Genomic DNA, 24,070 nt, shown 5'->3' with positions numbered 1-24,070 from the left:
CGCTGGGGCCTCACATCGCCCCAGCGTTTATCGTTCGCTAACCGTTATTGACTCTATTTTTTTGATCCAGCTTTATTAGCCCTGCATTTATTGGCCATAGATGCGGAAATCATCGTCAGCCAGTTGCTGGCCGACGCGTTCAACTTCATCCAGCAGCCCCTGTACGCGGGCTTCGTCCATGCCGAAGTCATCGACGATCCACTCTTGCCAAGCGGGACGGGCAATTTCCGCCATCCGCTCGCGCTCGGCGTCGGGCATCAGGTAGCACTCTTCAAAGCGCTCACAGGACTCCACCCAGCTCGCAGTGGCCAAGGCACCCGACATGCCGTGGCTCAGTTGAATCGCTTCCCGGGCGGAGCTGATGACCGCCTGCTGATGCTCTTCCGGCAGGGACTGGTACCAGGACTCGCTGACCATCCAGGGGGCGCTGTTATACACATGCCCGGTGAGCGTGGTGTAGTCAGTCACCGCATCGAAGTTGAAGGTGGTGTTGAGCACCGGCGCATTGAACTGACCATCGGCAAGGCCGGTTTCCAGCGCGGTGATCAGCTCGCCCCAGGGCAGCGGCGTGGCGGAAGCGCCTAGCGAGCGCATGATTGCCACGTGGGCGGGGTTCTCTTCAGTACGAATATTGAGCCCTTCTAAATCCTCGACGGTCTCAATCAAGCGCACGTTGTTAGTGAAGGCGACGAAGCCACCGCCATCGTCGAAGGTACCCAGGTAACGCATGTCGGCAGCTTCGACGGTGCCGGACATAAAGTCAGCAAACCATTCACTATCAAAGAAGCTCCACGCCTGTCGCCAGTTGGTAAACAGGAACGGCGCCGTGACTACTTGGTAGTCTTCATAGAAGGAGGACATCGCCCCGGCCGACATAATCGTCGACTGCAGCGTCCGCCCGCCCTGCACTTCCGAGCCGTTTTCCACCTCGGAACCTAACTGACCGCCGCCGAAAATCGTGACCTCAAGATCCCCGTCGGTGCGCGCTTCTACCAGATTCTTGAAGTGCACCAGCGCCGGATAGATTTCGTTATTGCTCATATCTTCCGGAATCTGCGTGGCGATCACCATCTCATAGGATTGTGCTTGGGCATTGGCGCTGGCAATAGCCAGTGGGAGTGCAGCCAGGGCGGCGATAAATACAGTTTTTTTAGCGTTCATAACACACCTCGTTTTGATTATTGGTCGGTCTTCGTTATGAGTGACGTGGCTACCCATCGGGTAGCGATGGTGTTGTTGTTATGGCAATCGTTATGACTGTTCGGGCAGCGACTCCCATACTTCTATCGCCGCCGCTAAGTCTTCAAGTGAAGCGCCTACCGATTTGAATAACGTGATGGCGTCCGGTGCGGAGCGCCCCGATTTAGTCCTGGATAGCACCTCAGCAAGCTCCGCCTGGATCTGCTCAAACTGGAACTCGCCTTCATCAATGGCTTGCAGGATGTCCCCCGCCTCGCCTTTCGCTCCGGCGTAGGTGTCCACAAACACCTCCGCGCGGCGCAGGCATAAGGCATCGGTTTCGCGCATTTGCGGGCGAAAAGCGCCGATCAAATCCAGGTGAGTGCCAGGGGTCAGCCACTCGCCTTTAATCAGCGGCTGGGTGGAGAGCGTGACGCAGCTGATGATGTCCGCTTCTGCCACTGCATCCGCTAATTCCTCCACCACATGGGTTTCGAAGCGTTCGGCGTACTCGTCGGCAATCGCCGTCGCTTTACTGGGATTGCGGCCCCAGATCAGCACGCGTTTGATGGGGCGTATGCTGGCGTGGGCTTCAATCACCATAGGCGCCAGCTTGCCCGTGCCCACCACCAGCAGCGTTTCTGCATTCTCATTCGCCAAGGCTTGGGCAGCCAGCGCAGAAGCAGCCGCCGTGCGGCGCCGGGTAAGCTCACTGCCATCGATACACGCCAGCGGCTGGCCGTGTTTGCCCTCGCTGAGCAAGTAAAGCCCCGAGATCGCCGGGATACCGTGGTCGGCGTTTTGCGGAAACACGTTGACCATTTTCACGCCGATGTAACCCGCCGCTTCCCAAGCGGGCATTAGCAGCATGGTGGCTTCTCCATCCGGCCGGTGCATCGCATGGTGATGGCGAGGAGGAGACTCCACGCCGTTCACAAACGTGGTGTGTAGCCGCTTGATTAAGCCGTCCCACTTCAGGTGGCGAGCGACCTCTTGGGCAGAAACAACCCGCATATCAGGCCTCCGGCAGCGCGGCTACCACCATGATTTCCACTTTCCACTCGGGTTTAGCGAGCTGGGCTTCAAGCGCTGCACGCACGGGCGGGCGACCAGGCACCACCCAGGCATCCCAAGCGGCGTTCATTTGGTCAAACTCCGCCATACTGGTGACCCAGATTTGTGCTGACAGCAGGTACTCTTTGGTCGTGCCCGCTTGGGCTAACAGTTGATCAATGCGCGCCAGCACCTGCTCGGTTTGACCACGCATATCTGCCGTAGCATCTGCGGGCACTTGGCCTGCGAGGTAAACGGTGCCGTTGTGAACCGCCACTTGGCTCATTCGCGCATTGCTGTCTTGATAGGTAACGCCCATGGTGTTTCTCCTTGAAAAAAGCGCTGCTGATATAAGGCTTCTTCAAAGACTAAAGCGCACGGCAACAAATTACTTGCCCGACACTGAGGTAGATTTGCCCGTAAGTCATGCAGGCGGCTTTCAGAGAGAACCTAACGGAAGGGTGGGCACTAACGGTCTGTGGAAGGGGAAATTTCAAAGTAACGCCGATAGGCGCGGGAAAAACTGCCTTGATCGCGAAAGCCCACCAGCATGGCGATATGCCCTAGGCTAAGGGTGCTATGGCGGACTAACGTACGCGCGTGTTCCAAGCGCCTGCGCTGGACATAGGCCAACGGCGTCACGCCGGTTAGTTCGCGAAAGCAGCTGTGAAAATGCCCTGGACTCAAGGCACACAGCGCGGCGAGCTGCTCCACACGGATCTCGTCGGCCAGGTGTTGATCCAGCCAAGCGTCCAAACGGGCTAGGTCGAGGCGTTCACTAATACAGTGCTGCCCCAGCTGCCCAGCGGCGGTTGGCGTCGCATCCTGCAAATACATATAAAGAGCGCGCAGTAGCAGAATGGCAATTTCATTCTGTAGTGCCGGGCACTGCTCGAGCTGATTGGCCAGGGCGTGGGTGAGCTGGTTTAACGCCGGAGGCACGCTAAAAAAGCGCGGCTTATCGAACAGGCGCTCAATCTCGCTGCCTTTTTCAAGCGTGGCTAAGTGCGCAACCGGGATATCCAGCACCAGGGTACGGTTGCTGCCATCACCCTGAAACTCGTGATGACGCGACGAGGGAATCAGACAGCCACGGCGGGCGGTCACCCTTTCCCCTTGCCCTTCCATGGAAAGCTCTGTAACGCCACAGGTAGCCAAAATCAGCTGGTGAAAATCGTGGGTATGGGCCACCTGCTCTTGGGCTAAGTTGCGGCTATGCAGCTCAAAAAGGGCCATGGTGAAATACCATCTTTCGTCGAATGCGAGTTATTCACTATAAAACGGCTAAGCAACAAAAAGCGAGGGAGTAGCCAACTGTGGGTTAACGCTCTCCAGAGTGGCGCAAAGCGGATGAAAAGCTGTCATCTGCCAGTCATGGGCTCAGGTTAGGGTGGGAATAAGCTGCCATAAGAGTTTAAACAACATGCCACAGCGTCGACGCCCCCCTCTCAGCGCCTCTCTCAGTGACCAGGAAGTCGCGGCTCTCACCCAGTTAGCCAATGGCAATGCGCTGCACCGGCAACGTGAAGCTGACCGTCAGGCGCGGCAGGCATCTGCGTTGACGCTGCTTCACGCAACGGCGTCAACGGCTGAGACTCAACCGGGAAGCATGAAAATACTGATGATTTCGGATGTTTACTTCCCCCGCGTCAACGGCGTGTCTACCTCTATCGCCAGCTTTCGCGGCGCCCTTGAACGCCTGGGTCACTCGGTCACGCTGATCTGCCCCGACTACCCGTTGGGCCAAGTGGACGAACCAGGCGTGATGCGTATCCGTTCGCGCCGGATACCCGGCGACCCAGAAGATCGCATGATGCGCTACCGGGATCTGCTCGCCCTGACACCACAGCTTGCAGATGTGGCTTTTGACCTTATTCATGTCCACACCCCCTTTACTGCTCACTATGCCGGTGTTGCTCTGGGTCGTCGGCTCAACATTCCAGTGATAGCCACTTATCACACGCTCTTTGAAGAATATATTCATCACTATATCCGCTGGCTTCCGCGAGGCTGGCTGCGACTTGCCGCGCGCAGGCTTTCAGTGCACCAGTGCCAGCAGCTCGATGCCTTGGTCGCTCCTTCACGGGCAATGCAGGACGCACTTTCCCGCTACGGTGTGACCACGCCTACCACGGTAATTGCTACCGGCCTGGCGCTGGAGTCGTTCTGCCACTCACAGGGTGGCCAGGATGACAGCGACTTTCGCACCCACTACAACCTGCCACAAGAAGCACAATTGCTGCTCTATGTAGGCCGCGCCGCTTTTGAGAAGAACATCGATTTTCTGATTGATATGCTGCCCAAGGTATTAGCAGAACACCCCACCACCCGGCTAATCATTACCGGCGAAGGCCCGGCCCACGATTCGCTGGTGCAGCGTGCCCGGGAAATTGGCGTGGCAGAATCGGTGCTGTTCCTTGGCTATCTCAACCGCAGCGGCCCGCTGCAAGCGGCCTACCGCGCCGCCGACGTTTTTGTATTTGCATCACGTACGGAAACCCAAGGGCTAGTCCTGCTGGAGGCGATGGCACTGGGCACTCCGGTGGTTTCCACCGCCATGATGGGCACGCTGGATGTACTAAAAGAAGGTGAAGGCTGTCTAATCGCCGAGGATAACCATGACGACTTCGCCACCAAGGTAAATCGCCTGCTAAACGATGAACCCCTGCGCCAACAGCTCGCCGGACGCGCCCAAACCTACGCCGCTAGTTGGCACGAAGACGCCAAAAGTACCGAGCTAGTGGGGCTCTATCAACAGCTTGCGGCTGAGCATTTGGAGAAGACAGTGAAGTAAGTCTCAAAATCTCCGTTGACAATTTCTTTAATAATTCAGGTATTTAGGTAAAAACACACAAAACAATCTCTTTAGTTAACCAGTGCCTGTAAGTAACATTGATATTAGTAAAGTTCGTCATGATATCAGCTCATTTTTTTGACGCTGAGATCACCTCTGTACAGTTTATTTTCCACAAACTCACTCCTTGATAAACTATTGTCTAATTTTCCGTTTAGAATTGCTTCTATAGCTGTACATAAAGGCAGTCAGACAAGTCAAAACCATATATCAATCTAAGTCTTCCTTCCTATTTATTTTTTGAGCATAGCATTGTACTTTAAAATAAAACTTGCCTGAAAATTAAAAACACCTTACCACTTATCTTTCATTTTGATTATTTAAAATGAGGCTTAGGCAATGGAATACCGTAAAGAGATTGATGGATTGAGAGCGGTCGCTGTGCTACCTGTAATCTTTTTCCATGCTGGCTTTTCACTGTTTTCCGGCGGTTACATAGGCGTTGATGTTTTCTTTGTAATCAGCGGCTATCTGATTACATTAATATTAATAAAAGACTTAGATAATAATTGCTTCTCAATATCTAAATTTTACGAGCGAAGGGCTAGAAGAATTCTCCCAGCTCTTTTCTTTGTTATGTTATGTTGCATCCCCTTTGCCTATGCATGGATGATACCGCAACAATTCAAAGACTTTTCACAGGCATTTGTAGCCGTAAGCTTCTTTTCATCTAATATTTTGTTTTGGGCTAAAGAGGATTACTTTGCTCCTTCTGCTGAGCTAAATCCTTTATTACACACTTGGAGTTTGGCAGTTGAAGAGCAATTCTACATTTTCTTTCCCATTCTTCTCTTTGCATTATGGCGATTTGGTAAACATCCAGTATGTTTTGTAATTTTTGGATTATCATGTATTAGTCTACTGTTATCGGAATGGGGCTGGAGAAACTCGCCATCGGCTAATTTTTATTTATTACCTACTCGAGCTTGGGAGCTTGGAATTGGCGCCATGTGTGCATTTTATATGCATAAACACACAATAAAGGCGAGTCAAACATTTTCCGCACTCGGTCTTGTACTTATCTTTTATTCAGTTTTTATGTTTGATGAAGACATTCCTTTCCCTTCAGCTTACACATTGGTTCCGGTTTTAGGAACAGCGATGATTATATTGTTTTGTTCTACCGGCACTCTTGTTTATAAGTTGCTTTCGTTGAAATACGTTGTTGGGATTGGCTTGGTGAGCTATAGCGCTTATCTTTGGCATCAACCTTTGATGGCTTTCGCTAGGATAAAAATATTTCCGCACCCTCATTGGACGACTATGCTAGCACTGTGCTTTATAGCATTATTGCTAGCTTATTTCTCCTGGCGCTATGTAGAGCGGCCATTCAGAGCAAAAGATGGCTCTTGGATTAACAGCAGAGTAAAAGTATTTTCTACGGCTATTGCCGTATCCTTGGCTGTTTTTTCTTTTGGATTATATGGACATTTAAGTAATGGCATGCCCGATAGAATTCGCTTAAGTGAAGAGCAAAGCTCATATCTTTCAACAGCAACAGCGAGCCCGATGAGAAACATGTGCCACGCTAGCTCAGATCATATAATAGAACCCGAAGATGCTTGCCGGTATAACAATGAAAGTGCAGCCATAGCCGTTTTTGGTGACAGCCATGTGGTTGAACTTGCTTACGCTTTAGGTGAGCAGGTAAAAGGAACTGAAATTGGCGTTGCGCATTTCTCGTTCAGTGGTTGTGCTGCATCGTATGGACAAGCAGACAGTTCGACTTGTTCAGAATGGGCAAACAATACTGTCAACTATATTATAGAGAGTGATGAGTTCACTCATGTGATCGTATCTTATCGTATGGCGTCAAAAATTTGGGGAACCCCACGGGGGGTCTATCCTAATTTACCTCGAATTAGAAGTGAGAATAAATACAAACCTATTATTGACAGCTTAAGGAGCACGCTTTTAGATATTGCAGCTAGTGGAAAACAGGTAATCTATGTCGATCAAGCACCGGAGTTACCATGGAGTATTCAAGAGCTTGTGTACTCAGACAGAATAGTAAATGGAAATATTCACGGTCTTTCGAGAGGTTGGTGGGATTCATTTAATACCTTTTTTGAAAATACATATGCTGTCCCGGAATTCATTGATCGTGTCCATGTTGACGAAATCCACTGTGACGATGAAGTTTGTTATGCAGGAAGAGAGGGCACTTCTTTTTACTTTGACGAAGACCATATGTCTGTTGAAGGGGCAAAAAGAGTAGCTGACCTTATTATAATGGAGACGGATCTCCTTGCTGGAAGATAACAAAATGAACGGATTGGCACCTTAAGGAGTTCACCTACCTTACCCATAAAAGTATTGTCGTTTTGTTCAATGTGCTGCGCATTGGCTGTGTCACGTTCACCGGTATGACCTAAATAAACCATCGCTGTGACCATGCGTTATCCGCACCTGTCTTCCAACCATTTAGCCGATGCAATTAGGTTCGCCCCAAAAATAGAGGTGGACTAAAAGTGGACAGATTCGGATATTCAGGAGAGAAAAGCTCAAATCGCAGACACAAAAAAGGCACCTAAGTGACTGATTTTAAATGTGGTGCCGGTAGCCAGACTCGAACTGGCACACCCGTAAAGGCGGCGAATTTTGAAGCCTTGGGGCACCTGCTCACTATGGCATACTGAATAGATTTTAAAGGATTTTAACCACAAAAAATGCTCGTTTTGGCTCGTTAAAGCTAAGTAATGTTGTCGTAATGTGGACACTTAGCACCCACTATGCCGAAGCGACCAAAAATGCGAATTTTTCTGATTTGGGATACCCTGCCCTCATCATTCTTTGATAAGATCCCAACACCTACTTTAAGTTAGGCGTTAGGAACGATGAAAAAAACCGCGTTGCTTGCCCTCTTGGCACTGTCACCCCTCACAGCCAGCACAGATATCCACAAGTGCTTTGCAATTGGCAGTACATTTTATCATCAGTCCCATAAGCGTAAGTGGATTCAAAAATATTAACTTATGTTTTATACATTATACGTACGTAGCCAAAATAATTAATATATTTAGCTACCTGGCTTATTTCTTCCCGCCATCTTAGAAATTGGTTCTAACACTGCAGCTAAGCCATCGTATACATTTATATTTTCTATACTCACATGCTCAACTGGCCTGATAATAGCCATTTGTATGGCTTTATCTAGTTCAGGGTCAATTTCTTTTCCATCATTTACGATTTTCATTGCACTATAATAGTTAATTATTGATATTTTGTTATCTAACCCCCATATCATAGATTTCAATTTATTTTCTTCACTTTGCGTCAACCTGAAAAAGTATATAAACAATATTGTTAAAGCTGTAAAAGGAAATAGCAAACCGATATAATATCTCAACTCTATTAAAACTGATTCATCAAAGAGTATCAAGTAAACCAAGTAAACGCTCACAAGCGGACATGCTAAGGTTAAAATCTGTATTATCCACTTTAAAGCCTTAACATTGCCAAGCTTATTATTTAATTCTTCTTTAAAATTATCAAAACTCTCTGCAAGCTTTCCTAAATTTTCCTTATCATTTAGTATTGTTGATTTTCTTTCTATTTTATCGAGCTTTACTTCTAATTCATTAATTCTTGCAGCCTTATCTCCTATTGAGCTCTCTACTTCTTTATCTATTTCTGAATACATTTTATTTAAAAAATATTCTTTTACTTCTTTTAGTAAATATTGTGACTTCCACTCCTCAATTTTTCTAACTGCCAATATAGCTTCAGAACCTTCAGTTTTTTTTATAATATGAAAGTAGTATTCATTTTTTATTTTAGCGACGCTATCTGCATCTAACTCGGCCAGAGATAACTCCATGAAGCTTAAAATCTCATAAATACCAAACAATAAATTAGAACAAGACTGACTCCCTTTATCTTCGTCGGTTGTTTTAAATAAAGAAATTAGCATTTTACTTAACTCATCAACTTTATCATTAACTTTCTCATCAGGGGCATTCTCATTTGCTGCAAACTTATATTTATCAATCGCATCTAAAGCTTTAAGTATAAACTCAATACTAATTTCATCGCCTGAATCCCCATATATTTTGCGTTTAAACTCAGACTTTTGGTAAGCATTAAGCGAATTATATTTATCAGCGAACCGCTCTGCAATTTCCTTGCTATTATTTCTCACTGTATTTTTTCCTATTCTTTTTTTTAAATCTTCTTAACAACTTGCCTTCAATCCATATATACACAACAGATAATACAGTTAATAAAATAGCCAATTTTATTACATGGTGAAAAATCTCTCGCATTGCATCTTCTGGCCCCACAACCATTCCCCTTTATCCACAACGCCTTCCCCCCTGAACACCATCTATCCACAACCCTTTGTGCTAGTTGGTACCCGTCCCTGTTTGCTTCAACTCGCGGCGAGCCCTCTCTATCTCGGGCCTTCTAACTAATTTGCTCACGAAGCCTGCCGGGTTAAATCATGAAAGTGTACACCAGTGGCTTTTATTACCGCAGTCATTGTGCGCAAAGTAGGGTTACCTTTAGGCGATAACGCACGATACAGGCTTTCCCTTGATAGCTTGGCCCGTTCAGCGACGACTGCCATTCCACCCTGAGCCTCCACCACATGGCGAAGCGCCATAAGAAAAGCCGTTTCCCCGCCTTCATCATCCAACTCATCAAAAGCGGTGCGTAGATAATCGACAGCCATATCAGGATCTTCACGAAGCATGGTAATCACAGCATCATCATGGCTTTTCATTTCTTCACCCTCATGTTGTGAGAATGAGCTAGGTGATAGGCAGCCTGTCTCGCACAAACACAGCTGAACAAAAATAGTAGCCTAGAAGCTACAGCACTGCAGCTAAAACTAAGCATAGCTAGTCAACGCTATAAAGTACGCCCCAAAAATTGAGGTGGACAGATTCAGGAGGGGAAAACTCAAACCGCAGACACAAAAAAAGGCGCCTAAGCGCCTGATTTTAAAGTTGGTGCCGGTAGCCAGACTCGAACTGGCACACCCGTAAAGGCGGCGGATTTTGAATCCGCTGCGTCTACCAATTCCGCCATACCGGCAATGGAGGCGAATTATACAGACACTATCCCTCGCGTCAATAAAAGCATGTGGTTATCAGCTAGATCCGTAAAAATTCATGCACCGGGCGACAGCCTATTTTCAATCAGCCTTGAAAATAGGCTGGCCCCAATCGGCAGGATATCGTCGCCGAGCACGAAGGCTGGGTTATGCACTGGGATATTGCCACTGTGGCCCACCCAGCAGTAGGCGCCAGGTACTACCTTGAGCATATCCGCGAAATCCTCACTGCCCATCAATGGCTGATTATCAGTGCTTACATTAGCCTCGCCGACTATTTCCCGGGCGGCGTCGGCGAGCAGTTCCGTCTGCATGGGGGCGTTCTCCAGCACGCTGAAAACATCGCGAATGTCGATATCGATATCAACTTCATAGCTTGCCGCAATGCCAGCGACCAGCGTCCGCATACGCTCACGGGTTTGCTCGCGAACGCTGTCGGAAAAGGTTCTTACGGTGCCTGCCAGGGTGGCTGTCTGGGGAATAACGTTATAGGCCGAACCAGAATGTACCTGAGTGATCGAGAGCACCACCGGGTCGTGGGGATTGATATTCCGGCTCACAATACTCTGAAGTGCTTGAATCAGTGCGCCGCTAACGACCACAGGGTCGCGGGAATAATGTGGCATTGCCCCGTGGCTTCCGCGCCCGGTCACGGTGATATCAAAGAAATCGGCACCCGCCATCGCCGGACCTGCACAAAGCGCCACTTCGCCGGGGCCATGCAAAGGTGAGTTGTGAAGCCCATAGATTTCATCGCAAGGAAAGCGCTCAAAAAGTCCTTCGGCAATCATGCGACGAGCGCCGCCCAGCCCCTCTTCCGCAGGCTGAAAAATCAGCACAACGGTGCCAGCAAAGTTGCGGGTTTCGGCAAGATAGCGGGCGGTGCCGAGCAACATGGTGGTATGCCCGTCGTGGCCACATCCGTGGAAGCGTCCAGGTGTTTGTGAGCTAAACGAAAGACCACTCTCCTCCTCCATGGGTAACGCATCCATATCGGCGCGTAGTCCGATGCGCTTACCCTGGCCAAGGCGACCGTGGATCAAGCCGACCACCCCGGTGGTGGCGATCCCGGTGTGAATTTCATCGACGCCGTACTCTTTCAGCAGGCCCGCGACGATGGAAGAGGTTCGCTGCTCTTCAAAGCCAATTTCGGGGTGGGCGTGTAGATCATGGCGGATAGCGCGCAGCTCATCGCCATACTCTTCAATGCGGGCAATCGTGGTCATCATATTCTCCATATTCTATTCAAGCGTTATGAAAAGGCGTTGATGGGCTGCGCCACTGGCATTCCGGCAGCGAAGTCCCAACCTCGCCCTGGGGCCGCTTCCATCAGCTGTTTTGTATACTCAGCCTGGGGCTTGCCAAGCACCTGTGCCGCCGGGCCGTACTCGACCAGGCGGCCACGCTGCATCACCAGCACATCGTCACAAATCTGCGCGGCAACGCGTAAATCGTGGGTGATAAATAGCACAGCAATACCCAGACGAGCCTGTATCTCACTGAGTAACGCCAGCACCTGGGCTTGCACCGAAACATCCAGCGCGGAGACTGCCTCATCGGCGACGATTACCTCGGGCTCCATGGCCAATGCCCGGGCAATAGCGATACGTTGGCGCTGACCACCGGAAAACTGGTGAGGGTAGCGGTCAATGGCATCAACCGGGAGCCCCACCAGTTCGAGCAGTTCACGCCCGCGCGCCAGGGCCTCGCGGCGCGGCGTACCGTAGTTGGTCGGCCCTTCAATTAGGCTCTGCCCCACCGTCATACGCGGGTTTAGCGAGCGATTGGGATCCTGGAAGATCATCTGGATGCGTTTGCGGTGCGGCTTGAGCATCGATTTAGGCAGCTCAGTAATCTGCTTACCGCTGACCCTGATGTTGCCGCCTGTTGGGGTAATAAGTCGCATCACGCAGCGCGCCAGCGTCGACTTGCCGGAGCCCGATTCCCCGACAATACCTAACGTTTGCCCGCGTTTGAGCACAAAGCTGACATCATCCACAGCGCGGGTTGGCGTTACGGGTTTACGCAGCCAGCGCAACACGCCTTGGTTAGCGTTAAACACTTTTTCAAGCGACTGCACTTCCAGCACGGTTTTATTGCTGGTGGCCTCCCGCGGCGGGCGTGGCAACAAGCTAGGCACGGCGGCAAGCAGGCGTTGGGTGTAAGCCTCTTGAGGGTTACCCAGCACCTGGTCAACAGGGCCACTTTCCACCAGCTGGCCATGATGCATGACGCATACCCTATCAGCGATATCCACCACCACGCCCATATCGTGAGTGATAAACAGCACCGCGGTGCCATGCTCGCGCTGGAGCTGTTTAATCAGCGCCAAAATCTGATGCTGAGTTGTCACATCTAAGGCGGTGGTAGGTTCGTCAGCAATGAGCAATTGAGGTTTAAGTAGCAACGCCATGGCAATCATGATGCGCTGACGCTGGCCGCCCGAGAGCTGATGAGGGTAGCTGGTATAGATACGCTCAACGTCAGGAAGATGGACCTGTTCAAACACTTCGAGCACTCGGGCTCGGCGCTGCGGGGCTGTTTGTGAGGTGTGCTGGCACAGCACTTCGTCCAACTGGCGGCCTGCACTTAGCACCGGGTTAAGCGCGGTCATCGGCTCCTGAAAGATCATCGCCATATGCCGCCCGCGCAGGGCTCGTAACTGGGCCGGTGTGGCGGCGAGCACATCCTCCCCGGCAAGCCGAATCTGCCCACTGCGCGCGACCAGCGCTCCGGGGGGCAGCAGTCCCATTGTGGCAAGCGAGGTGACCGATTTACCCGAACCGCTCTCCCCCACCAGGCACAGCGTCTCGCCAGCGCTAATGGTGAATGAGATAGCGTCCAGAATACGCGTAGGCTTATGCCCAGCGGTTTCGACAACCAGGTTTTCAACCTCAAGTATCGGGGTGTCCGCCATCATGACATCCTCCGTTTCATCTTCGGATCGAGTGCGTCGCGAGCACTATCGCCGAGCAGATTAATCGACAGGATGCAGGCAGAGAGCAGCAGCCCGGCCCAGAAGATAAGTGAAGGCTTAAGCTGAAAATAGACCCGACCTTCAGACATGATATTGCCCCATGAAGGTGTCTCAGTACCGATCCCCGCGCCCAGAAAGGAGAGGATGGCTTCAGTGAGAATGGCCGAAGCGCAGATATAGGTACCCTGCACTATTAATGGCGCTAAAGTACTCGGCATCAGGTGTCGCCACAGCAGCCGAGGGGTGGAGGTCCCCATTAATATCGCGGCCTCTACAAACGCCTCTTCGCGCGTCGCCAGTACTCGAGAGCGCACCAGGCGTACCACTTGGGGGATCTCGGGAACCATAATCGCGATCATCACCGTCCATAGGGAGGCGCTGGTGAGCGAGACAATGGCAATTGCCAGTAGGATGCCGGGGATCGCCATTAATCCATCCATGATTCGCATGAGTACGGCGTCAAGGGTACGGAAGTAACCCGCCAACAAGCCTAGCGGTAAGCCTATAGCCACACTTGTTACGGCCACCCCTAGCCCAACAGTTAGCGACACGCGGGCGCCATAGATAATCCGTGAGTAGAGATCGCGTCCATAGGGGTCGGTGCCGAGCCAAAACTCACTCCCCATGGGCTTCAGGCGGTTAGCGGGCGATAGCGCCAGCGGGTCATGATTCGCTAGCCAAGGTGCAAACAGGGCGACAGCGACGATCAAGATCAGCACAAGACCAGCGGCCAGGGTAACTCCCTGCGGGCGAGTCTGGCTTAGTCGCGACAGTAGGCGGCTAACGCCGCGCCCTTCGGGGGCGACGGTAAAGTGGGAGTGCGAGGCATGCATCAGTAGCGAATCCTCGGGTCGGTGATCGCGTAGGAGAGGTCGATCAGTAGATTGATAATCACGTAGAGTCCGGCAGTGAGCAGAATCAACGCCTGAATCACCGGGTAGTCGCGGGCCAGCACGGCGTCCACAATCAGCCGCCCTAAACCAGGGATATTGAAGACGCTCTCGGTGACCACAACGCCAGAAATCATCAGGGCAAAGCCAGTACCAATCACGGTTAGAATCGGTACCGCTGCATTACGCAACGCATGACGGAAGAGAACCGCACGCTCGGGAAGTCCTTTGGCGCGGGCGGTACGGATATAATCTTCGTCGAGCACCTCGAGCATACTGGCGCGAGTCATGCGCGCGATCAGCGCGATATAGATCGAAGATAGCGTTAGCGCTGGCAGCACGATGCGGCTGGCGAAAGGAGCAATTCCCTCACTGAGACTTCGAAAGCCCTGCACCGGCAACCAGCCCAGCTCAAGGGCGAACAACTGAATCAATAAATAGCCAATCACAAATACCGGTACCGAAAATCCCACCACTGAGGCCGACATCACTAGGTTGTCGAGAAACCGTCCATGGCACCACGCGGCGATCACCCCGAGCGGAATCGCGATAGTCACAGTGAACAGCATCGCTACCACCGCTAGACTTCCGGTTGGTTCAAGACGCTGCCCGATCATGGTTAGCACAGGGGTCTGTGAGATAAGCGATGTGCCGAAATTGCCGCGCGCCAGCTCGCCAAGCCAAACGAAGAACTGGATATGCAGCGGCTGATCGAGCCCTAATGCAGCGCGAATATTGGCTAGTTGAGCGGGACTCGCCATATCCCCAGCAATAATGGCTGCCGGATCCCCTGGCGATAGGCGCAGTAGTAGAAAGACAAACAGCGCTACCACGAGCATAACGGGGATCGACGCTAAAATACGGCGAATAAAGTAAGCGAACATGCGGTGCCTGCTATGAGTTGTGGATAGGCATGGTCGAATAACAAGGCCAGTGCGCAGGTTCACTCGCGAACGTAATGTCCCTCGCGCACTGGCAATACCTTATTCGCTCTTAGTCAGGTTCCAGAACACCGGCACAGGCCCTTTGAGCACACCGTCGAGCTGGTTGGACCAGGAGGAGACCGAGCGATAATCGCCTAGCGGCACATAGATAACCTGTTCAAGCGCATGGACTTGGATCGCCTCTGCGATGCGCTCCCGCTCTTCATCACTCTCCGCCATGGCAAAGTCCAGGCGCATGGCTTCCAGCTCTTCATCCTTGGGCCAGCCGAAGAAACTACCCTCTCGCCCTTGGGCGTTGAGCATCGGGTTGACGATAGGATTCCACACTTCCGGGATAATCCAGTTGGTAAAGAACATGTTCCAACCTCCATCCGCGGGATCATTCTGGCTGGCACGTCGCGTCACCAGCGTCTGCCAGTCCATCGGCTGCATTTCGACATTAAAACCGGCCTGACGCAGTGCTTGAGCAGCCACCACCGGCTGGGGAGAGACCGTTGCCACATCGGTGGGCTGTAGCATGACTACCGGAGTACCATCATAATCGGCCTCTTCCAGCAGCTCGCGGGCTCGCTCAAGATCGCCTGTGGCCATCCAGGTATCGGTACCAGCATCACTGCCTAACGGCGTCGTGCAACCGAAGAAAGAGCCACATGTTTCGTAGTAATCAGCATTGCCAACCAAGGCCGCAAGCACATCCTCTTGATTCATAGCCAGCATCGCCGCCTGACGAATACGCACATCATCAAAGGGTGGGTAGAGGAAGTTCATCCGCCCCATGGTCTGGCTGCCCATCTCGCTGAGTGTCTCAAGGATTAGGTCGTCATTGGTTTCAAGCAGCGGCGCCAGATCAAGCGGCACCTGCTCAATGAAATCGATATCTCCACTGCCCAAGGCGTTAATAGCCGTTTGTTGGTCGGGCATGGTGATCCACTCGACGCGGTCAACATTGACCACCTTGCCGCCCGCCGTCCAACTTGGCGGCTCATCACGGGGCACGTACTCCTCGAACTTGGTATATACAACCCGATTACCGGGCTGGAACTCGTCAGCAACAAAACGGAAAGGGCCAGAACCGATCTGCTCAGGAATTGCCTCTTCAGGACTTGTGCTCGCCAGACGCTCGGGCATCATGAATGCGGGAACAGAGGAAGGCTTGGCAAGCAGCTCAAGTACATAGCTAAACGGTGAAGATAAGGTCAGGGTAATGGTGCGTTCGTCGCTGGCTTCAAGCGATTCGACATGGTCCATCAACATCAAACCACCGGAGTCGCGTTTTGCCCATCGCTCAAGGGAGGCAACACAGTCGGCAGCGGTGACCGCCTCGCCATCGTGCCAGGTAAGTCCGTCGCGCAGCGTGAAGGTATATACCAAGCCGTCATCAGAGATTTCCCAATCGGCCATCTGCGGCTGTGGCTGGAACTCTTCATTCATGCCGAGCAGGGTATCGAACACCATATAACCGTGATTACGGGTGATATGCGCCGTGGTCAGGATTGGATCAATGATCCGCACCCCTGAATGCATAACTGCGTTGACGGTTTGCGCCTGAGTCTCGGCAACAAATGACATTGCACCAAAGCTGAGCAGCGTCGCACTTAGCAGGCTCCGAACCATGCCAGGAGACGATTTAATCAATACTGTAGATTGCATCGTGATACCTCTTTTTTCTTGGTGATAGAACTACTCTGAGTGGCCAACCAAATTAGATTGCGAAGCCTCATCAGGAGGAACAAAAGGCTCTCCCATGGGACGAGTTCGGATACCCGGCGCTAAGTAGCGCCAGGGCAGCTCACTGGGGTCAGCCGCCATTGGGCCAGGCGATTTGGCGATCAAAATAGCCGCAGCGATCGGCTGAAAATCGGCACGAAAATGTACCGAGCTTTTGAGCACTAAAATCTTCTTTACCTCAGGCTCAATACCCACCATGCGCAGCAGGTTGCGATCTAGTAGTTGGCTCTTACGACTGGTCACTAAGATCGCCACGCCACCTACTCTTAACTGCGCACTGGGGCCGAGATCGACCTGATTGCCGTGCATCATTGGGCCGTCGAAACGACAGCGGCCATCGCTCAGGCGCACCACCTCGAACTCGGCTTCCAGTGGTGCATCGCCAACACTTGGCTCTCCACCCAACGCAAGCAAAATCCGTGCCCCCTCACCCCCGGCATGTGCTTTTGCAGCCGCCACCGGGTCACAAATCAACCCTAAGGCGGCGTCTTGGGCATCCGCTTCCACCAGCGCACGCAACATACCGGTGGTGGTTGCATCTCCCCCGGCACCTGGGTTGTCCTGGGTATCGGCGATAACCACTGGCTTGCTTTCACCACTCGCAAGCCGCATCGCTTCAGCAACAGCCTCTTTAGGCGTCAGGAAAGGGACTTGCCAGTGGGGTTCAAGAGTGACGATTTCGTCAGCAAGCCTTGCCACTTCAGTCTCTAATAGCTCACGGTCAGGCCCGTGCCCCCACACCACTGGCCCGCATTCAGCAAAGTCGGCCGCAGGGAAGCCAGCGGCGAATGAGCACATGCCATTACTGCGCCGGTCATGCTCGACAAGCCCGTGATAGACACCCTGGGCGGGTTCAAGAAAGGTGCTGCCAGCGGAGATAGGAATAAGGAAAGGAATTCGCCGCGACACGAGGTGTAATTGCTCGCCATCGAAGATGCGTTTGAGCAGTCCCATTGCAAGGGCGCCCGTTTCAGCCATATCCACATGCGGATAAGTGCGAAAGGCCACCAGGCCCGAAGCGGCTTCAAGCATGCGCTGGGTAACATTAGCGTGGAGGTCAAGGCTAGCCACTATTGGCATCTCACTGCCGACGATCTCACGCAATCTAGCGAGTAATTCACCTTCGCCATCTGCAAGATGTTCGCAAACCATCGCCCCGTGCAAATCGAGATAAATAGCGTCAAAACTGTCTGATGCGGCAGCAGCCGTTATTTCACCGGAAATACGCTCGAAGGCCTCCTGAGTCACATGCGCCGAAGGGCTTGCTGCTGCCCATATCACTGGTAAAACCTGATGCCCATCGGCTAAGGCAGCAGTGATAAACCCTCCAATCGGTATATTTACCTTTTCTAACTTAAGTATCTCATCGGTTCGACATAGAGCGGGGAATCCTCCCCCTTGAACAAAGCTTGAGTAGCCCGCCCTGGTAGGCGCAAAGGTATTGGTTTCATGCTGAAAACCTGCGATCAAGATATTCATGCACCACTCCTAGACTTAAGTATATGACGCAGTGCAGCAGCATCATGTTTTTCACTCTAGGCGTGGCATAGACAGACATGCAATGACCAATGCATCATGAAAGTGTTGCCCATTGAGCAACACTTGGCTAATTAGATGGAAGCAGACATGTCACAGCGTCCCTCATTAAGTAAGGAAGGATTTAATTCACGTCGAATGCGCTACGCCTTCGAAGCCATTACACAAGGCTCTATACGCCGGGCAGCCGATAAACTCGACATCGAACCATCCGTGATCAGTCGTCAAATTGCCCGTCTGGAAGCCGAGCTAGGCGTAAAGTTGTTGGAACGTCATGGGCGTGGGGTGCGCGCCACTGAAGCGGGGGAGTTGCTGCTGGATTTTCAGCGCGAGCGCCAAGCAGCGGAAACAGCTCTGTTAAGTGATTTTTCTGAGCTAGACAACCTCAGTAGAGGCACGCTACGTCTAGCGATTAGTGAAGGCTACAGCGCCACCTTGATGAGTGAAGTCATCAACAATTTTTCCCAACGACATCCGCAGCTGTTTTTTGAAGTAACCCACGCGAGCGTCAATCAGGTAGTTACTCGGGTGATGGAGGGAGATGCACACCTAGGGGTCGCTTATTCACCGCACCTACTACCGGGCGTTCAATCGATTGCCTCAGCGTGCCAACCAGTATGCGCGGTGATGCACCCCGACCATCCACTTAACTGTCTTCCATTACCACTGTCACTGGATGACATTCTTCACTACCCGCTCGGGCTGATTTCCCAGGGCTATGGCTTACGTCAACTGGTTGACACTGTGGAAGTCATCGACAAACGCCACTTCACGCCAAGCCTAGTCAGCAATTCATTAGCGACCCTGAAGCAGTACGTATCGGCCGGTCATGCGGTAACGTTTATGCCAGCGGTGGCCCTCAGGCATGAGCTCGCACGTGGCCAACTAGTAGCGCTAAGCATTGCTCACCCCGTCTTTGCTGAGGCGGAATCGCATCTTATTGTGCGTCAGCACCGACCGCTATCATTGGCTGCTTCCCGGTTAATCGAAGAAATATGCAGCATTTATCCTTTTGCCAGAACCTCGCTATGAAACTCTCGCCGACACGCCTGACTTCAAGCGAGTAGTCGAGTATCCTATCGCCTCTCTGCTGGGCCGCTCTCAGCTCCTTCTACCACTGGTGAAACGTTTTACCTCATGCAGCGCTCCGATTTCTATTACCAGCTACCCGACGAATTAATTGCTCGCTACCCTTCTGAGCAGCGTAGCGACTGCCGTTTGCTGTGCGTGGATGGCCAGAGCGGCGCGTTGGAACACCGCCGCTTTCCTGATTTGCTTGAGCTTCTTGAGCCTGGCGACCTGCTGGTGTTTAACGATACCCGGGTGATTCCAGCGCGCCTGCACGGCCATAAGGCCAGCGGCGGCAAGGTGGAGATGCTGCTCGAGCGCCCGCTGGATGCTCACCGTGGCCTGGCGCATATTCGTTCAAGCAAATCGCCGAAACCTGGTACCGAGCTGATTTTCGAAGGTGACGTTCACGCCGTCGTAGAAGGCCGCCGCGATGCACTGTTCGAGCTGCGCTTTCTGGGCGATACGCCAATGATTGCGCTGCTGGAAAAGCACGGCCATATGCCGCTGCCACCTTATATCACCCGGGAAGATGAGCTCAGCGACCGTGAGCGCTACCAAACTGTTTACGCGCGGCGTGACGGCGCGGTGGCGGCGCCTACGGCGGGGCTGCATTTTGACCAACCGCTGCTGGATGCCCTCGCGGATAAAGGTATTAACCGCGCCTTTGTTACGCTGCATGTGGGCGCAGGCACCTTTCAGCCGGTGCGGGTGGACAATATTCTTGAACACCATATGCACAGCGAGTGGATCGAAGTTACCGAAGAGACCTGCCGGCAGGTGCGCGAGACCCTGGCAGCAGGCAAACGTGTAGTGGCGGTCGGCACCACCAGCGTGCGTTGCCTGGAAAGCGCCTGCATGAAAAGCAGCGATGGGCAGATCGCGCCCTATAGCGGCGACACCGATATTTTCATCTACCCCGGTTACCAGTGGCGCTGTGTGGATGCTTTAATTACCAACTTCCATTTGCCTGAATCGACGCTGCTGATGCTGGTCTCCGCCTTTGTGGGCTATGACACCACCATGCACGCCTACCAACGGGCAGTGGCCGAGCGCTATGCGTTTTTTAGCTATGGCGATGCCATGCTGCTGACCCGCTAGTTGTTGACTGCTGATTGTTGACCCGCTGGCCCTGCACCCGTCGCGCCAAACGAACGAGATTAACGAGTTACTTTATATGCGAAACGAATGCTTTATGCGCTTTGAGCGCCTGGCCGACGATGGCCGCGCCCGCCGCGGCCGCCTCCACTTCCCCCGCGGCACGGTGGAAACCCCGGCGTTTATGCCAGTAGGCACCTACGGCACGGTAAAAGGTATGACGCCAGATTCCGTCAAAGAGATCGGCGCCGAAATCATCCTGGGTAACACCTTTCACCTCTGGCTGCGCCCCGGTACCGAGGTGATTGAAGCCCACGGCGACCTGCACGATTTTGCCCAGTGGGATAAACCCATCCTCACCGACTCCGGCGGTTTTCAGGTCTTTTCGCTAGGCGAGACGCGCAAAATCACCGAGCAGGGCGTGCATTTCCGCTCGCCGGTGGATGGCAGCAAAGTCTTTATGGGCCCGGAAGAGTCCATGGCGGTTCAGCGCTCGCTAGGCTCCGATGTAGTGATGATCTTTGACGAGTGCACGCCCTACCCGGCCACCTTTGATGAAGCCGAGAAGTCGATGGAGCTGTCGCTGCGCTGGGCCAAACGCTCCCGCGAAGCTCACGGCGATTCGCCTTCCGCGCTGTTCGGCATTATTCAGGGCGGCATGCACCCTGAGCTGCGCGAACGCTCGCTCAAAGGGCTGCTTGAGATCGGCTTTGATGGTTTGGCGATTGGCGGTCTCTCGGTGGGCGAGCCTAAAGAAGAGATGATCAAAGTGCTCGACTACCTGCCCACCTGGATGCCCGATGAGAAGCCACGCTATTTAATGGGGGTCGGCAAGCCCGAAGACCTGGTGGAAGGCGTGCGCCGGGGTGTGGATATGTTCGATTGCGTGATGCCTACCCGCAATGCCCGTAACGGCCACCTGTTTACCTCGGAAGGCACGGTTAAAATCCGTAACGCCAAGCATCGTTTCGATACTCGCCCGCTTGATGAAGAGTGCGACTGCCATACCTGCCAGCATTTCTCCCGGGGCTATTTACACCATCTGGATCGCTGTAATGAAATGCTCGGCTCGATGCTTAACACCATCCACAACTTACGCTACTACCAGCGTGTAATGGCTGATTTGCGCGCGGCAATTGAAGCGGGTACATTGACGGCCTTTGTGGAAGGCTTTTATGCACGGCGCGGCCTGTCGGTGCCTCCCCTAAGCCAGCCCTAGCGAATTAATCGCCACGCGCCCTGGCGCGTGGTTTAAACTGTTTGGCCATGTTTTATAAACTATGTTTTTAAAACCAAGTTTTATAAACCAAGCTTAAGCTTTTCTAACTCAGGAGTTCTCTGCAATGCTGGATTTCTTTATCTCACCAGCCCATGCCCAAGAAGCCGCCGCTGGCGGTGGTATTGCGCAAATCGTGATGCTGGTTGGCTTCGTGCTGATTTTCTACTTCCTGTTGTGGCGCCCGCAAGCCAAGCGCGCTAAGCAGCACAAGCAGCTGGTCACCAATCTGGATAAAGGCGATGAGATCGTCATTGGCGGCGGTTTGGTGGGTCGTATTACTAAAGTGAGCGACGAATTCCTGACCATCGAGATCTCTGAAGGCACCGAAGTTAACGTGCAGAAGAACGCCGTTGCCGCCGTACTGCCTAAAGGCACCATCAAGTCCATCTAAACCTTGTAATTCCCCCTGCCGACCAGTGCCAGCCACCCCGGCAGGGGTGACATGGTATAAATGATGGTGAACTTTGCTGTGCACGGCGTGTCCGTGCACAGCATTCCGTTTGTAATTGAAGGCAGGGCTTGCATGCTCAACCGTTACCCCCTGTGGAAGTATCTGCTGATACTGGTCGTCCTGGTGGTTGGCCTTATCTACTCGCTTCCCAATCTATTCCCCGAAGATCCCGCCATCCAAATTAGCAGCGCCCAAGGCGACTCGCTGGATGCGCGTCAGATAGACCGTGTTGAAACCGCGCTCAGCGAAAACGATATTGCGATCAAAGCGCTCGAAGAAGAGAACGGGCAGTGGCTCATTCGCTTGCGCCACGACGATGATCAACTTCCTGCACGCGACATTGCCACTGACCTGTTAGGCGATGAGGCAACGGTAGCCCTGAACCTCGCTGAAGCAACGCCCGAGTGGCTGCAGGCGTTTTCCGCCTCACCCATGACGCTGGGCCTTGATTTACGCGGGGGCGTGCACTTCCTGCTGGAAGTGGATATGGACGCGGCGCTTACCCAGCGTCTTGAGGTTAACGCCAGCGCCATGCGTGAACTGCTGCGTGATGAGCGGATTCGTTACCGCAATACCGATATCGAAGAGCGCTCGCTGTCGATCGATTTTGCCAGCGCCGAAGACCGCGATACCGCGCGCAGCCTGATCAGTCGTGACTTCCCTGACTTTGAATACAGCAGCGAGGGCGATGGTCGCGCCTCAACGCTGGTGATGACGCTGAGTGATCAATCCGTCAGCGAAATCCAGGACTACGCGATCAACCAGAACTTGACCACCCTGCGCAACCGGGTCAATGAGCTGGGTGTGGCGGAGCCGATGGTGCAGCGCCAAGGCCCCAACCAAATTGTCGTAGAGCTGCCGGGCATCCAGGATACCGTGGCAGCCAAGCGGATTGTGGGCGCTACCGCTAACCTGGAATTCCGCCTGGAAGCGCGCAACGACACGCCGGATAACGAAACAGAAACGCTTGGCTTTCGTAATGACACATCGCGCACTGCTGAGCTAATGCGCGATGTAATTATTACCGGCGACAGTGTTTCCAGCGCCAGCAACAGCTTCGATGAAAACGGCCGCCCGCAGGTCAATATTGATCTGGATGGCACCGGCGGTACGCTGATGAATCGCGCTACGCGGACCAATATTGGTCGCAATATGGCGGTGCTGTTTATCGAGCACAAAAGCGAGGACACGGTAGTCACCGACCCGGAAACGGGCGAAGAGACTATTGAGCGCGAGCCCTACGTTGAGCGCGGCTTGATCAGCTTGGCGACGATTCAAAGCGCGCTGGGCAACAGCTTCCGGATTACCGGGCTGGACTCGCCTACTGAAGCCGCTGAGCTTGCGCTGCTGCTGCGTTCAGGCTCCCTTGCGGCACCCATCTACTTTGTCCAAGAGCGCACCATTGGGCCAAGCTTGGGCGCTGAAAACATTGAGCGTGGTTTGCTATCAGTCCAGATCGGCCTACTGCTGGTCGTGCTGTTTATGCTGGTGCGTTACAAGGTGTTTGGGGTATTTGCCAACATCGCCCTGGCGCTGAACTTAACGCTGCTGGTCGCGGTAATGTCGATGCTGGGCGCTACGCTGACGCTACCGGGCATTGCCGGTATCGTGCTGACGCTAGGCATGGCGGTGGATGCCAACGTGCTAATTTTCGAGCGAATACGCGAAGAGTTGCGCAATGGCATGTCGGTTCAGCAGGCGATTCAGGCTGGCTATGAGCGCGCTTTCACCTCCATCGTCGATGCCAACATCACTACGCTGCTGGTGGCCGTTATCCTGTTCTCGATTGGCACTGGCCCGGTTAAAGGGTTTGCCGTCACGCTCTCGATCGGCATTTTGACGTCGCTGTTCACGGCGTTAATGGTGACTCGCGCCATGGTCAACCTGACCTATGGCAGCAAACCCGTCAAAAAGCTGTGGATTTAAAGAGCATGAATTTAAACAGCATGGCTCT

General features: G+C 52.9%; 19 protein-coding genes and 1 tRNA gene. 7 read left to right on the top strand and 13 right to left on the bottom strand.

Translation table 11 applies throughout. The features are described from left to right. Positions 1–87: 87 nt before the first annotated feature. The 4 genes from dctP to U738_RS01575 all read right to left on the bottom strand — a co-directional run bounded on the left by dctP (position 88) and on the right by U738_RS01575 (position 3,468). Positions 88–1,161: a TRAP transporter substrate-binding protein DctP gene (gene dctP, locus U738_RS01590; RefSeq protein ID WP_035576691.1), complete on the bottom strand. Its 1,074-nt coding sequence runs from the start codon at positions 1,159–1,161 to the stop codon at positions 88–90. A 90-nt stretch (positions 1,162–1,251) separates the two neighbouring features. Continuing rightward, positions 1,252–2,193, bottom strand: a complete 942-nt coding sequence (locus U738_RS01585; RefSeq protein ID WP_035576690.1) for an ornithine cyclodeaminase family protein — start codon at positions 2,191–2,193, stop codon at positions 1,252–1,254. A gap of 1 nt (position 2,194) precedes the next feature. Continuing rightward, the gene (locus U738_RS01580) at positions 2,195–2,551 is read right to left on the bottom strand and encodes a RidA family protein (protein WP_035576689.1); all 357 of its coding nucleotides are present in this window, start codon (positions 2,549–2,551) and stop codon (positions 2,195–2,197) included. Between the two features lie 149 nt (positions 2,552–2,700). Continuing rightward, on the bottom strand, positions 2,701–3,468 hold the full coding sequence (locus U738_RS01575; RefSeq protein WP_035576688.1) for a helix-turn-helix transcriptional regulator: 768 nt from the start codon (positions 3,466–3,468) through the stop codon (positions 2,701–2,703). 187 nt (positions 3,469–3,655) lie between these two features. Between U738_RS01575 and U738_RS01570 the strand changes: the two genes are divergently transcribed. Together U738_RS01570 and U738_RS22810 are read left to right on the top strand one after the other, a co-directional pair. Then, complete coding sequence (locus U738_RS01570) at positions 3,656–5,026, top strand: glycosyltransferase (protein WP_081899014.1); 1,371 nt, start codon at positions 3,656–3,658, stop codon at positions 5,024–5,026. Between the two features lie 399 nt (positions 5,027–5,425). Then, positions 5,426–7,348, top strand: a complete 1,923-nt coding sequence (locus U738_RS22810; RefSeq protein WP_081899013.1) for an acyltransferase family protein — start codon at positions 5,426–5,428, stop codon at positions 7,346–7,348. 757 nt (positions 7,349–8,105) lie between these two features. On the opposite strand, the gene U738_RS01560 is transcribed toward U738_RS22810, so the two are convergent. The 9 genes from U738_RS01560 to U738_RS01520 all read right to left on the bottom strand — a co-directional run bounded on the left by U738_RS01560 (position 8,106) and on the right by U738_RS01520 (position 18,163). Further along, positions 8,106–9,227: a hypothetical protein gene (locus U738_RS01560; RefSeq protein WP_035576687.1), complete on the bottom strand. Its 1,122-nt coding sequence runs from the start codon at positions 9,225–9,227 to the stop codon at positions 8,106–8,108. A 279-nt stretch (positions 9,228–9,506) separates the two neighbouring features. After that, complete coding sequence (locus tag U738_RS01555; protein WP_035576686.1) at positions 9,507–9,812, bottom strand: addiction module antidote protein; 306 nt, start codon at positions 9,810–9,812, stop codon at positions 9,507–9,509. Between the two features lie 227 nt (positions 9,813–10,039). After that, positions 10,040–10,126, bottom strand: a tRNA-Leu gene (locus U738_RS01550). Between the two features lie 75 nt (positions 10,127–10,201). Then, positions 10,202–11,371, bottom strand: a complete 1,170-nt coding sequence (locus U738_RS01545) for a M20 aminoacylase family protein (RefSeq protein ID WP_035576685.1) — start codon at positions 11,369–11,371, stop codon at positions 10,202–10,204. Between the two features lie 26 nt (positions 11,372–11,397). After that, the gene (locus tag U738_RS01540) at positions 11,398–13,065 is read right to left on the bottom strand and encodes an ABC transporter ATP-binding protein (RefSeq protein ID WP_235208624.1); all 1,668 of its coding nucleotides are present in this window, start codon (positions 13,063–13,065) and stop codon (positions 11,398–11,400) included. Then, positions 13,062–13,955, bottom strand: coding sequence for an ABC transporter permease (locus U738_RS01535; RefSeq protein WP_081899012.1), 894 nt, complete (start codon positions 13,953–13,955; stop codon positions 13,062–13,064). Before U738_RS01535 ends, U738_RS01540 begins: the two co-directional genes overlap by 4 nt. Then, positions 13,955–14,896, bottom strand: coding sequence for an ABC transporter permease (locus U738_RS01530; RefSeq protein WP_035576684.1), 942 nt, complete (start codon positions 14,894–14,896; stop codon positions 13,955–13,957). Before U738_RS01530 ends, U738_RS01535 begins: the two co-directional genes overlap by 1 nt. Positions 14,897–14,995: 99 nt before the next feature. Continuing rightward, a complete protein-coding gene (locus U738_RS01525) occupies positions 14,996–16,606 on the bottom strand; it encodes an ABC transporter substrate-binding protein (protein ID WP_051912743.1) in 1,611 nt (536 codons plus the stop codon). 30 nt (positions 16,607–16,636) lie between these two features. Next, on the bottom strand, positions 16,637–18,163 hold the full coding sequence (locus U738_RS01520) for a M81 family metallopeptidase (RefSeq protein WP_051912742.1): 1,527 nt from the start codon (positions 18,161–18,163) through the stop codon (positions 16,637–16,639). Positions 18,164–18,310: 147 nt separating this feature from the next. Here U738_RS01520 and U738_RS01515 point away from each other — a divergent pair, with 147 nt between their 5' ends. The 5 genes from U738_RS01515 to secD all read left to right on the top strand — a co-directional run bounded on the left by U738_RS01515 (position 18,311) and on the right by secD (position 24,042). Beyond that, the gene (locus tag U738_RS01515) at positions 18,311–19,252 is read left to right on the top strand and encodes a LysR family transcriptional regulator (RefSeq protein WP_161786290.1); all 942 of its coding nucleotides are present in this window, start codon (positions 18,311–18,313) and stop codon (positions 19,250–19,252) included. Between the two features lie 105 nt (positions 19,253–19,357). Beyond that, positions 19,358–20,389: a tRNA preQ1(34) S-adenosylmethionine ribosyltransferase-isomerase QueA gene (gene queA / locus U738_RS01510; RefSeq protein ID WP_035576682.1), complete on the top strand. Its 1,032-nt coding sequence runs from the start codon at positions 19,358–19,360 to the stop codon at positions 20,387–20,389. Between the two features lie 94 nt (positions 20,390–20,483). Beyond that, entirely contained in the window at positions 20,484–21,605 is a 1,122-nt protein-coding gene (gene tgt / locus U738_RS01505; RefSeq protein ID WP_081899132.1) for a tRNA guanosine(34) transglycosylase Tgt, read from the top strand. Between the two features lie 124 nt (positions 21,606–21,729). After that, positions 21,730–22,056, top strand: coding sequence for a preprotein translocase subunit YajC (gene yajC / locus U738_RS01500; protein ID WP_007111584.1), 327 nt, complete (start codon positions 21,730–21,732; stop codon positions 22,054–22,056). A gap of 132 nt (positions 22,057–22,188) precedes the next feature. Next, a complete protein-coding gene (gene secD, locus U738_RS01495; protein ID WP_035583050.1) occupies positions 22,189–24,042 on the top strand; it encodes a protein translocase subunit SecD in 1,854 nt (617 codons plus the stop codon). Positions 24,043–24,070: the final 28 nt, after the last annotated feature.

It is taken from the genome of Halomonas sp. TG39a, from assembly GCF_000744395.1.
GTDB classification, from domain to species: domain Bacteria; phylum Pseudomonadota; class Gammaproteobacteria; order Pseudomonadales; family Halomonadaceae; genus Vreelandella; species Vreelandella ventosae_B.
This window is presented reverse-complemented; position numbering and strand designations above follow the sequence as displayed.